This is a genomic window from Pseudomonas fluorescens (genome assembly GCF_003732425.1).
In the GTDB taxonomy this organism is placed as follows: domain Bacteria; phylum Pseudomonadota; class Gammaproteobacteria; order Pseudomonadales; family Pseudomonadaceae; genus Aquipseudomonas; species Aquipseudomonas fluorescens_BE.
In genome coordinates this window covers 94,888-107,197 of sequence record NZ_MOBX01000002.1, presented here as the reverse complement: position 1 = coordinate 107,197, position 12,310 = coordinate 94,888, and the positions used below count along the sequence as shown (strand labels likewise).

Below are 12,310 nucleotides of genomic sequence, written 5' to 3'. Positions count from 1 at the left end.
TTGGCCGCCACACCCCCAAGGATAGACGGCAATTGCAAGGACTCAGCTCAATATGGAGATGGTCCCAAGGTATTTCAAGGCGCGTGGCAGATTGTCGCAATCCAGACTGTCCAGCCAGTGTATATCTTCCCAGCTGCGCAGCCAGGTGAACTGGCGTTTGGCCAATTGGCGCGTGGCGATGATGCCGCGCTCCTGCATTTCGGCCAACGTCAGCTTGCCATCCAGGTAATCCCAGACTTGGCGGTAGCCTACCGCACGTATAGACGGCAACCCTGAATGCAGGTCACTTCTTTTACGCAGGGCTACGACCTCGTCGATGAACCCCTGTTCCAACATATTTGTGAATCTTTGTTTAATGCGCTCGTGCAATACCTGACGATTTGCCGGGGCAATGGCCAAGTTCGCGACAGTATAGGGCAATTGTTGCAGTCCCGAAGCGGCAGCTTCAGTACTTTGCGCAGATTGTTGCTGGCGCAGCTCGGTCATGCTCTGACCGCTGACTCGATAAACTTCCAGCGCGCGACTCAGGCGCTGCGGGTCGTTCGGGTGAATGCGCGCCGCAGACACCGGATCAATGATCGCCAATTGGTCGTGCAGGGCTTGCCAGCCAAGGCGCGCAGCCTCTTCTTCGATCTGCGCACGGACTTCGGGATCGGCGGCTGGCATGTCTGCCAGGCCTTCGACCAGAGCCTTGTAATAGAGCATTGTGCCGCCCACCAGCAGCGGGATTTTTCCACGCGCGGTGATCTCGGCCATGGCTTGCAGGGCATCGCGACGGAAATCTGCAGCCGAATAGGCCTCGGCCGGATCGAGAATATCGATCAGACGGTGCGGATATTCGGCCAGCAACTCCTTCGAAGGCTTGGCGGTGCCAATGTCCATGCCGCGATAGACCAGCGCCGAATCGACACTGATCAGCTCGCACGGCAGCACCTTGCTCAGCTCGATGGCCAGATCGGTCTTGCCCGCAGCGGTCGGGCCCATCAGGAAAATCGCTGGAGGAAGCTGGCTCATCAACGACCGCGCAGGAACAGTTTGTCCAGATCGTCCAGGCCCAATTGGGTCCAGGTCGGTCGGCCATGGTTGCATTGACCGCTGCGCTCGGTGTTTTCCATGTCGCGCAGCAGACCGTTCATTTCCGGCAGGGCCAAGCGCCGGTTGGCGCGGATCGCACCGTGACAGGCCATGGTGCCGAGCAATTCGTTGAGGTGCGCCTGAATCCGGTCGCTGGTGCCATATTCCATCAGGTCCGACAGGACATCGCCGACCAGACGGTTGGCTTCGGCCTGCTTCAACAACGCCGGAATTTGACGGATCGCCAGGGTTTCCGGGCCCAGACGCTGCAATTCGAAGCCCAGCCGCTGGAACCATGCGGCGTGCTCTTCAGCACAATCGGCTTCGCGCTGACTGACCGCCAGTGACTCAGGCACCAACAACGGCTGACCGCTCAAGCCTTCGCTGGCCATGGCGATTTTCAGGCGTTCATACATGATCCGCTCGTGGGCGGCATGCATATCCACCAACACCAGACCTTGGGCGTTCTCGGACAGAATATAAATGCCTTTGAGCTGCGCCAGCGCGTAACCGAGCGGCGGAATGTCTTCCTGTCCGGCTGGCAATGCGTTGGCATTGGCTTCCGGCAGCGGTGCGAAAAATTCACGGTACGCGGCTTGCGCCTCGGCAGCCGGCGGCACCGCCGATTGCGGGCGTGGCGTGTATTGATACTGGTAAGCCCCGCCAGCGCTGGCACCGGACGAGGTATTGAACGCCGGTTGCGCCTGCGGTTGCTCCAGCAGCGCATTGGCCGCCAGGCGCATCTCGCCCTGTGGGCCGAACTCACCGGCATCGAGGCCGGTTGGCCGGACGACGGCGGTGGTCACGGAACCGGCAAGCTGATCTTCCGGACGCACATCGCCCAAAGCGCGGTGCAACGTGCCATAAAGGAAGTCATGCACCATGCGCCCGTCACGGAAGCGCACTTCGTGTTTGGTCGGGTGGACGTTGACGTCGACCGCCGCCGGATCGACTTCGAAAAACAGCGCAAACGTCGGGTGACGGCCGTTGAACAGCACGTCGCGATAGGCCTGACGCACCGCGTGGGCCACCAGTTTGTCGCGCACTGCCCGGCCATTCACAAAGAAATACTGCAAATCCGCCTGACTGCGGTTGAAGGTCGGCAAACCAACCCAGCCCCACAGGTGCAAGCCGTTGCGTTCGATCTCGATCGGCAGCGCTTGCTCGAGGAAACCCGAACCGCAGATCGCCGCCACTCGCCGCGCGCGGGCGGCGTCATCGTGGGCCTCGTGCAGGCTGAGGATGGTCTTGCCGTTATGCCGCAGATGGAAAGCCACGTCGAAACGCGCCAGCGCCAGACGCTTGATCACTTCTTGCAGGTGATCGAATTCGGTTTTCTCGGTCTTGAGGAACTTGCGTCGCGCCGGGGTGTTGAAGAACAGGTCGCGAACTTCCACCGAGGTGCCAACCGGATGCGCCGCTGGCTGGACCCGAGGTGCCATGTCGCGGCCTTCGGTTTCCACCTGCCAGGCCTGGTCGGCGTCACGGGTGCGCGAGGTCAGGGTCAGACGTGCCACGGAGCTGATCGATGCCAGCGCCTCACCACGGAAACCGAGACTCATCACCTGCTCAAGGTCTTCCAGATTGCGAATCTTGCTGGTGGCGTGACGAGCCAGCGCCAGTGGCAGGTCATCGGCAGAGATGCCGCTGCCATCGTCGCGTACCCGCAGCAGCTTGACGCCGCCCTGCTCGACGTCGACATCAATACGCTTGGCGCCGGAATCGAGGCTGTTTTCCAACAGTTCCTTGATCACCGAGGCCGGGCGTTCGACCACCTCACCGGCAGCGATCTGGTTCGCCAGCCGTGGGCTGAGCAGTTCGATGCGGGCAGCAGCGTTCAGCACTTCGTTCATTCTTTGGACGCCAGTTCGGTGCCAGGAATGGTCAAGTGCTGGCCGACTTTCAGCTCATCGCTTTTCAGATTGTTGGCAGCGCGCAGCGTGGCCGGCGACACCTGATAGCGCACGCCAATCATTGCCAGCGTTTCACCCGGGCCGACGCGATGGTCGCGTGGGCCCTGTGCGATCTTGCCGGAATCACGCAGCCAGGCGATGTAAGTGCCCGGTGGCGGGTTCTGCTGGAAGAACTGGCGCACGCCACTGCTGATCGAACGCGCCAGCGCTTGCTGGTGGCTCGATGCCGAGAGCTTGTTCGCTTCGTTGGCGTTGGAGATAAACCCGGTTTCGACCAGGATCGACGGGATGTCCGGCGACTTCAGCACCATGAACCCGGCTTGTTCCACGCGCTGTTTGTGCAGCGGCGTGACGCGGCCGATGTTGGTCAGGACTTTCTGCCCGACGTTGAGGCTGGAGGTCAGCGAGGCGGTCATCGACAGGTCGAGCAATACGCCGGCGAGCATGCGGTCCTTGTCATCGAGGCTGACGTTGCCGGCACCGCCGATCAAGTCGGACCGGTTTTCGCTGTCGGCCAGCCAACGGGCGGTCTCCGACGTCGCGCCGCGATCAGACAAGGCAAACACCGATGCACCAAAGGCTGCGGCAGACGGCGCGGCGTCGGCGTGAATCGACACGAACAGGTCGGCGCCCTTCTTGCGGGCGATTTCGGTACGGCCACGCAGCGGGATGAAGTAGTCGCCGGTACGGGTCAGTTCGGCGCGGAAGCCTTTCATGCCATTGACCTGACGCTGCAGTTCGCGGGCGATCTGCAGAACCACGTCTTTTTCACGCTGGCCGCGCGAGCCGGACGCACCCGGGTCTTCGCCGCCGTGACCGGCATCGATCACGACAATAATGTCGCGCTTGCCGGCGGGGGCTGGCGGCAACTTGATTGCAGGTTCAGTCGGGGTTACAGGCACCGCTGGCACGGTCGCCACCTGCGGTGTTGGCGCAGGGGGAGGTGCGGCGTCGGCCGGGTTGTCGAACAGGTCGACCACCAGACGGTTGCCGTACTGCGCGTTCGGCGCCAGCGAGAAGCTTTTCGGGGTGACGGCTTTCTTCAGGTCGATGACCACCCGCAGATCGGTCGGCGTGCGCTGGGCAGAGCGCATCGCGGTGATCGGCGTGTTCGCGGTCTGCACATTCAGCGGCGCACCGAGGGTGGCACCGTTGATGTCGATCACCAGCCGGTCCGGTGCGGTCAGGGTAAACACGCTGTGCTGCACCGGGCCGCTCAGGTCGAAGACCAGTCGCGTGTTGTCCGGCGCCCGCCACAGGCGCACGCTGTTGACCTTTGAATCGGCCACAGCGTTGACGGTCACTGCCATCAACAACAGTCCAGCGGCAGCCACCAACGCGCGAAAGCGCATACCTAACCCCATCATTTAATTGGATTCCAACGCCAAAGCGGCACACCAGGCCTCGCCACGCGAGCCCTGGGATAAAATTTTCAGCGAACGCCCGCTGTCTTGCGGGCTAATGGTAATGGTCAGGTCAGGCTTTGGCAAAAAGCCTGCACCTTTATCGGGCCATTCGATCAGGCACATCGCGTCGTCTTCGAAGTAGTCGCGGATGCCGAGAAACTCCAGCTCTTCCGGATCGACCAGGCGATACAGGTCGAAGTGAAAGGCACGGATGTCGCCGATTTCGTAGGGTTCGACCAATGTGAAGGTCGGACTTTTCACCGCGCCGACATGGCCCAAGCCGCGAATGATGCCCCGCGACAGGGTGGTTTTGCCCATGCCCAGGTTGCCTTCGAGAAAAATCAGGCCATGGCCCTGGGTCACGCGGGCGATCCGTGCGCCAAAGTCGCTCATGGCCTGTTCATCGGCCAGGTACAGGGTTACTTCAGACACGGTGCTTGCTCCTCCAACAACTGACGAATGGCTGGAATCAGATCACTGGCCGCCAGCCCACGGCCGAATTTTCCTTGTTGCCTACCGGCATTGGCGTGCAGCCAGACCGCCAGGCAGGCGGCATCGAAACCGTCCATGCCTTGCGCCAACAGCGCGCCGGTCAAACCGGCGAGCACGTCGCCAAGGCCGGCGGTGGCCATGGCCGGATGCCCCTGGTGACACAACGCCAGACGCCCATCGGGGTGCGCGATCAGGGTGCCAGCACCTTTAAGCACGACGACTGCTGTATATTTTTTGCTCAACGCCAACGCTGCCGCCGGACGGTCCGCCTGCACCTCGGCGGTGCTGATCCCCAGCAAACGCGCCGCTTCGCCCGGATGCGGGGTGATCACGCAATCCTTGGGCAATTGAACGAAATCACTCGCCAGCAAGTTCAGTGCATCGGCATCCCACACTTGCGGCAATGCCGCGTTGGCCGCCGCCGACAACAACGCACGCCCCCAACTGGCCTGACCGAGACCAGGACCGACGACCAGCGTCGAGACTTTCTCCAGCAGCCCCATCAACTGATTGGCTGACGAGGTGCCGAGCACCATCGCTTCCGGCACACGGGTCAGGGACGCCGCGACATGTTCTGGCCGGGTCGCCAGCGACACCATGCCCGCGCCGCTGCGCAGCGCCATTTCGGTGCTGAGCAGGATCGCTCCACCAAAACCGTGATCGCCACCGATCAGCAGCACGTGACCGAAACGGCCCTTGTGCGATGTCGGCGCGCGTGGCGCCAATCGAGGAAGATTAGCGGCATTGAGTCGCTGAGCGCGGACAGGAATGTCACGGTAAGTTTCCGCTGGCGCCTGCAAATCGTTGAACACCAGCGCGCCGACATGATCCGCCGCATCGCCGGTGAAAAGCCCAGGCTTCAGACCAATAAAGGTCACCGTGAGATCGGCACAGACCGCAACACCCAGCGCTCGCCCAGTGTCGGCGCACAATCCGGAAGGGATATCGACCGCAGCAACCGGCAAGCCACTGGCGTTGATCGCATTGATCGCGGTGGCATAAGGCTCACGCACTTCGCCGTTCAGGCCGGTACCGAGCAAGGCATCGAGGATCACACCGCGCAACTCGCTGTGAGCGCTCCACCCCTGAATCGCCACACCGTGCGCCAAGGCCTCGGCATGGGCCGACGCCGCATCGCCCTGCAACTGCCGGGGATCACCGACCGCCAGCACCCGCACGAGCAACCCTGCTCGTTGCGCCATCGCTGCAACCAGATAACCGTCACCGGCATTGTTACCATGCCCGGCCAGCACCGTCAGTTCATTCGCCGACGGCCATTGCCGCACCAACGCGCGCCACGTCGCATGGGCGGCGCGCTGCATCAATTCGAAGCCCGGCGTGCCGGCGGCAATCAGCCGTGCATCGAGTTCGCGCACCTGTGCGGCGCCATACAGCGCGTCGGGTAATTTATCTTTCGTGTGCGGCATGCGTCTTCAGGCTCCGATGTCTGGCAGAATTATACGCACCTCAGCTCCGGTTTCTCTCGCCTCATGTCCGCCATCACCACAGACCTGCCCGCCCTCGCCCAATCGATCAAGGATTGGGGCCGCGAGCTGGGCTTCCAGCAAGTCGGCATCAGCGGTCTCGATCTGGCCGAGCATGAGCAGCACCTGGCGCGCTGGCTCGATGCCGGCTACCACGGCGAAATGGATTACATGGGCGCCCATGGCAGCAAACGCTCGCACCCCGAAGAACTGGTACCGGGCACTTTACGTGTGGTCTCGCTGCGCATGGACTACCTGCCCGGCGACACGCAAATGGCGCAAATGCTGGCACAACCGGAAAAAGCCTACGTGTCGCGTTATGCCTTGGGCCGCGATTACCACAAATTGATCCGTAAACGCGTGCAACAATTGGCCGACAAGATTCAGGAGCAGATCGGCCCGTTCGGTTTTCGCGCCTTTGTCGACAGTGCCCCGGTGCTGGAAAAAGCCATCGCCGAACAGGCCGGACTGGGCTGGATCGGCAAAAACACCCTGGTGCTGAATCGCAAGGCCGGCAGCTATTTCTTCTTGAGCGAACTGTTCGTCGATCTGCCGTTACCGGTAGATGAACCGCACAGCACCGAACACTGCGGCCGCTGCACTGCGTGTCTCGATATCTGCCCGACCAATGCCTTCGTCGGCCCCTATGTACTGGACGCGCGGCGCTGCATTTCCTACCTGACCATCGAATTGAAAAGCGCCATCCCCGAAGACTTGCGACCGCTGATCGGCAATCGCGTGTTCGGCTGCGATGACTGCCAGATCGTCTGCCCGTGGAACCGCTTCGCCAAGCCCTCCGGCGAAAGCGATTTCAAGCCACGGCATAACCTCGACAATGCCGAATTGGCCGAGCTGTTTTTGTGGGATGAAGAGAAGTTCTTGAGCAGCACCGAGGGTTCGCCGTTGCGACGGGCGGGGTACGAGCGCTGGTTGAGGAATCTGGCGGTAGGGCTGGGCAATGCGCCTTCAACGATTCCGGTGCTGGAAGCGTTGAAGGCGCGACGGGATTATCCGTCAGAGCTCGTCAGGGAGCATGTGGAATGGGCGCTTAAGCAACATTCGATATGATCCTGTCCATCAGGTGAGTTTTTAGTTGGCTACAAATGCCGATCCCCAAACGGGATCGTGTGCCCCCCTTTGCATGATGCGAATTTGCCGGGTCTCGTTGTTGACCAGATAAAACAATCGATCAGCGCCACCTAACCGCATATGCACGTGGTCGAAGCCTTTGTGCAGACTATTGGGGTAGAAAAACCTGTAGTTTGGATAAGGGTCCTGGGAGCTTCCTGGATAAGCCCGGGCTGCCTCGCTTGGTTTCACATTACTTTCTACCGCAGCTTTGAATTCGTCATATCTTCTTACGGCCACTTTGCCGGGTTTGCCCGAAGGCAAATAGTCATGGTTGCTGAATTCTTCAGCAACCGTCCACCGTGCTGGCGGCTCTGCCTGAGCGGCGGCACCTCCCGCTTTGCCTGACTTGGCAGATCCTTTCGGATACGGCATGCCGAACGTCGCATATTCCCGCTCAACGAGCATGACCGGCGGCTCGTCAGCCAACTTCACGAGATACGGACGTGGTTTCAGAGTTTGCGCAACGGCCTGCCGAACCGCCAGTGCACCTGCAGCAGCCGACGCAATACCCAGGCCCATGCTGACCCAGCCGAGTATTTCGCCTACCCGGGATTGCGGGTCATACGCATACGCTACCTCGCTACCTATGGCAGTCACTCCGGAGGCGATGCCTAGGCCCATGGCCAACAGGGATAAAGGCGTGGCAGCACCCAGAGTCAAGACGCTGGCGGCGATCCCGAGGAAACCCAGCGCAATCCCCGCAATCGACTGCCAGGAGACATGCCCCGTAGGGTCAACCCGATTGACCGGATCGCCGAGGCAGTAGGCATAGGCATTCAGACCGCCGGCGCCAAACGGGCTCATGCTGTCGGGGCTGGTGAACCGCATCAGGGTCGGGCTGTAGGCCCGGTAACCGTTGCCGAGCAGGTACAGGCCTGTGACTGCATCCAGTTGCTCGCCGTTGAAACCCGCCAGACTGAACATCCACCCTTCGGCAGGACGATGCCCATAAGGACTGTAGGCCGTGTCTTGCCATTGCTCTGCGTGCAACTGGGTCAGCACACTCTGTTGTTGATCCGTCCCGTAGATCCGGCTGCCGGCGTCCGCTCCGAGTTGCTGTTGCCCCAGTAGCCATCTGCCATTGCGCACGACACTGCGTGAATCTGCGCCGCGGATTTCGCTGCTGACTGTCGAGTTGTGGTAGTAGCGCTGCAAATTCGGCATTCGCGGTTGCGACAGTTCGACAATTCGGTCAAAGCCGTCGTAGTGAAAACCACGCATCACCTCGCCTTGTGCGTTGCTCACCCGAGTCAGCCGCCCGAAGGCGTCATACGTCAAGGTACGCCCCTGATCGTCCTTGATCATCCGACCGTCGGCGTCGTACTCCAGCGTGACCGGCGCGGGATAGTCAGTATGCGAGTGCGTCACGCCAATGAGCTGCGCCGCATCGTCCTTGCTGAAACTGAAGGTCGTCTGGTTGATGCCCTGGGGAAACGTGGTTTGCAGTGTCAGGATGTTGTCCAGCACGTCGAAAGTGAATATCTGCTGAACGATTTCCTTGCCGTAAGGATCTCGCGGCCGCTGGCTGCCATCGCAATCGTATTGCGTGAGGCGCCCGCGCACGTCGTAAGTGAATCGCTCATCGCGCAGCACGAAAGCGCCGCGCTTGAGCACCTTCTGCGCCAGCTTGCCAGTCACGGTGTAACTGGAGGTCAGCGTTTGGGTGGGTAAACCGTCGACTTCAAAACTCCGGGAGGCTTCACGTCCGATATCGTCGTACGTCAGGCGCGTTATCAACAGGCGCTTGGTCGAAGTGTGGCGCGTTTCGATCCTTTCCAGCAGACCGCGCTTGTCATGGAAAAAAACAGCCTGCAGCGGGCCTTGCTTGAATGAGCGCCTACGCCCCCAATTGTCGTACTCGACCTGATGCTTAGTACCCAGTACATCCATGTATGTCAGGGGCAAACCGGCGAAAGAATAGGTATGAGAGACGGTCTTGCGTTGCTCGCCATACAGGCTGCTTTCCGACTTTAGACGGCCAGATGGAAAGTACTCGAAATGACGCTCGCGGCCCTGTTCGATGCAGCTACTGGTTTTTCCGTTCAGGGCATCGTAAGTGAACCGCGTGAGCACCTCATCATCTTCCCTCTCGGTCACGGCTTTGCGCTCAGTCAACAATCCGCCCAGCTCAGGCGCATAGACGAACTCGATCTTCTGACCCGAGGCATCGGTGGAGGACCAGGGCGCGCTGCGACCGGCCGCGTAACTGGCGACCGACTTGCGCCCTCCCACTGACATCTCGATCACACGGTTCAAGCCATCAAACCGCTGTTGCCCCAATGACAAACCGGCCACTTTGATTTCCACGGGCAACTCGTCAGTGCTGTGGGCGGCGAACGTCGTTTCCACGGCATGGCCGTCCGGCAGAACGCTGCGCACCATTCGGTCGAACACATCATATTCGTAGCAAGTCTTGTTGCCTGCCGGATCGGTTTGACTGAGGGTTCGGCCCAAACCGTCATATTCATAAACGGTTTTGCCCAGGCTTTGAGCCTTGAGATCGAAGACCTCGACACTGTCCGGCTTACCGAAAGCATTGATGTCAGTGACCGTCTTACCCATGCCCTGCTGCCAGTTTTGCTGCCGACGGCTGATCGGGTCGAACACACTATGTTCGATTCGCCCATCGTCGTGGCAGGTCTCTGTTACCTGTCCCCAGTTATCGTAAGTAAATTCCGTCTTGACCTCTCGCGCCTGGCCGTCCCACCAATCGCTGTGAATGACCTGCACCGGCCGTCCGGTCTGGTCGTGGAGGGCCGTGTAGGCTGTTCGCATCGGGCACTCGCCTTGCTGATCAGGGTTGTCGCAATCCTTTTCCTGAATTTTGCAGATGCGTCCCAGCGCATCGTAGGTGGCTATTTGCAAGCCGCCTGACGAGTCCGTCGTCATCATCGTCGCAGGCTGGTTACCTTTGGCGGCCTGATAGCTCCAACGGGTGGAGGCGGCATAAGCCGTACCGGGGGCGAGTGTCTTGCGCAGACGGCGGCCAAGCTTGTCGTATTCATACTCGACCACGCTGTCGTCAGCATCACGCTCGGACACCACCAGTCCGCTCAGGGTCGAGAGCGTTTGCTCACTCGAGCGGGTTGTGCCGTCAAAACCGTGCACAGTTTTCTTCAGCAGCAGTTGGGTACCGTCGAGCACATACGAGTAATCGATGCGGGTCGTCGTCGCATTGCGAATGACGCGTTGCTGTTGCAGCAAACCGTGTCTGGCGGGGTCGGTGGGGGTATCCAGATAAGTCAGGTCGACTTGAGAACGCAGGCTCTCACTGCCGTCGGCCAACTCGAAAAAACACTCCTGGATGGGTAGAACATTGGCCAGCGTTGCGCCTTCGAGAGCGGGATGCAGAGCATATCGATAGCGCGTAACAGTAGAGGCGCCACCGCCAGCCGCGGGTGTCACGGTCTTCTGTTTCAGAAAGCGGACAAATCCGAGAGGATCTTTCGGGCAGCCCTCTGATTCGGTGTCCGGATAGTATTCGAACTGTGTGGTCACCCCATCAACCCCCACCTGCCTCACCCGATTGCCGGCGGAATCGAACTCGGTGATGAATGTCTCAGGGCGCTTCTTTGCGGTTGTGCTGTTTTCGTAACTGACGGTCTGGGACTTGGGCAACCTGAATTGCGCGTCCTGCCTGGTAAACGGCCTGGCGACGTCACAATGATATTCGGTGCCAGCCGAAGCTACAGCCTCATTGCAGGTGGTCACTTCAGAAATCAACAAATGAAATTTGTTGTAAGTGCGTTGGGTCTGGGTATGGAGCTTTCCCCCCACCACCAATCGTTCAGTGGAACTGTACTGATAGCTCCCGGGCGCACGATAGAGAGGGTCACCGTCATCAGTGGGATCCAACGGCACACCATGCCCCAGGTAATTGCGATCTGAATAAGTGTACGTTTTGATTAACTTCGGCTGCCCTAGTTTGGCGAAAGTGTCATGGGCTATCACGTACGGCAGACTTTGCACTCCCCCCAAAGCAGGAAGCAGGTGCCCAACACGCTTGTATCGAATGTGTTCCACGGCTCCTAGGGGCGATTCCACACGTTTCACATGGCTGATACCGTCAATGACTTCGTACTGAAGATCCCAGCCCCTGCCTTCCGGCAAGCCAATCGCAGTGACGCGTTCATTCTTGAACGTCATCGTGAATTCAGTGCTGTCTGGCGTATCAGGATTGCGGGTCAGTGTGAGGCGGCCGGCGGTACGGCGGACGTTGAGCAATGTTCTCTTTGTATCTCTGATTTCCACGAGCATGGGTTGCTCATTGAACAGTGCATATTTCAAGGCGATGCTCGCACCATTCGCCGCGATGATTCTCATGGGGACGGCGATATGAGTGGCGCCAAATACTTCAAGCTCTTCTCGCCGGCCATCCTTGTAGCGAACTTCGTATCGCCCGATACCTGATTTCAGAACCCTGGCGCTCTCCAGCTTCATTTCCTTGAAGGACAACGTTTTTAGTGTTTCAGAGGCTTTGTAGATCTCGCCGCTGGCCAACGTCATGACTTTACTGCGCAAGTCGTAACGACTGGTCGACAGTGACCACCCGGTACCATAGCCTGAATTACGCGTATTAAGAGGGCTGAAGCCCAAGGCAAGATTGAATGATGGCCCGTTAAGATCGGTAGAACGAAGAGTCCCGAGCGTCAATGCCAAGCTATATATACCTGTTCGCGGATCAACCCCCCCGGCAACAAAGCTACCGAAGTTGAATGCGTTAGAACGCAGCGAATCAAAACTTTGACTATCCATGAATTACATCCTGTCATTTCTGGAAAAAAGAACACAAGACAGCATCCTGCTGACT

7 protein-coding genes are annotated in these 12,310 nt (G+C 59.7%); 1 reads left to right on the top strand and 6 read right to left on the bottom strand.

Going from position 1 to position 12,310, the window contains the following annotated elements:
* Positions 1-42: 42 nt before the first annotated feature.
* The 5 genes from miaA to BK670_RS01955 are packed head-to-tail and all read right to left on the bottom strand — an operon-like array spanning position 43 to position 6,312.
* Positions 43-1,014 (bottom strand): tRNA (adenosine(37)-N6)-dimethylallyltransferase MiaA, encoded by a 972-nt coding sequence (gene miaA, locus BK670_RS01975; RefSeq protein ID WP_123448394.1) that lies wholly within the window; start codon positions 1,012-1,014, stop codon positions 43-45.
* Positions 1,014-2,915: a DNA mismatch repair endonuclease MutL gene (gene mutL / locus BK670_RS01970; RefSeq protein ID WP_175559558.1), complete on the bottom strand. Its 1,902-nt coding sequence runs from the start codon at positions 2,913-2,915 to the stop codon at positions 1,014-1,016. The genes miaA and mutL overlap by 1 nt, the downstream gene beginning before the upstream one ends.
* Positions 2,916-2,923: 8 nt before the next feature.
* Entirely contained in the window at positions 2,924-4,297 is a 1,374-nt protein-coding gene (locus tag BK670_RS01965; RefSeq protein ID WP_371748301.1) for an N-acetylmuramoyl-L-alanine amidase, read from the bottom strand.
* A 57-nt stretch (positions 4,298-4,354) separates the two neighbouring features.
* The gene (gene tsaE / locus BK670_RS01960) at positions 4,355-4,825 is read right to left on the bottom strand and encodes a tRNA (adenosine(37)-N6)-threonylcarbamoyltransferase complex ATPase subunit type 1 TsaE (RefSeq protein ID WP_007915806.1); all 471 of its coding nucleotides are present in this window, start codon (positions 4,823-4,825) and stop codon (positions 4,355-4,357) included.
* Complete coding sequence (locus BK670_RS01955; protein ID WP_123448393.1) at positions 4,813-6,312, bottom strand: NAD(P)H-hydrate dehydratase; 1,500 nt, start codon at positions 6,310-6,312, stop codon at positions 4,813-4,815. The genes tsaE and BK670_RS01955 overlap by 13 nt, the downstream gene beginning before the upstream one ends.
* A gap of 63 nt (positions 6,313-6,375) precedes the next feature.
* Between BK670_RS01955 and queG the strand changes: the two genes are divergently transcribed.
* Positions 6,376-7,437 carry a tRNA epoxyqueuosine(34) reductase QueG gene (gene queG, locus BK670_RS01950; protein ID WP_123448392.1) on the top strand — a complete coding sequence of 354 codons (1,062 nt, stop codon included), beginning with the start codon at positions 6,376-6,378 and terminating at the stop codon, positions 7,435-7,437.
* Between the two features lie 21 nt (positions 7,438-7,458).
* On the opposite strand, the gene BK670_RS01945 is transcribed toward queG, so the two are convergent.
* Complete coding sequence (locus tag BK670_RS01945; RefSeq protein ID WP_259697512.1) at positions 7,459-12,255, bottom strand: RHS repeat-associated core domain-containing protein; 4,797 nt, start codon at positions 12,253-12,255, stop codon at positions 7,459-7,461.
* Between the last annotated feature and the right edge of the window lie 55 nt (positions 12,256-12,310).

Bases quoted from the DNA above. Each gene is read 5' to 3' on its own strand.
- queG (WP_123448392.1), top strand. From the start codon at position 6,376: ATGTCCGCCATCACCACAGACCTGCCCGCCCTCGCCCAATCGATCAAG.
- BK670_RS01955 (WP_123448393.1), bottom strand. From the start codon at position 6,312: ATGCCGCACACGAAAGATAAATTACCCGACGCGCTGTATGGCGCCGCA.
- BK670_RS01945 (WP_259697512.1), bottom strand. From the start codon at position 12,255: ATGGATAGTCAAAGTTTTGATTCGCTGCGTTCTAACGCATTCAACTTC.
- miaA (WP_123448394.1), bottom strand. From the start codon at position 1,014: ATGAGCCAGCTTCCTCCAGCGATTTTCCTGATGGGCCCGACCGCTGCG.
- BK670_RS01965 (WP_371748301.1), bottom strand. From the start codon at position 4,297: ATGGCAGTGACCGTCAACGCTGTGGCCGATTCAAAGGTCAACAGCGTG.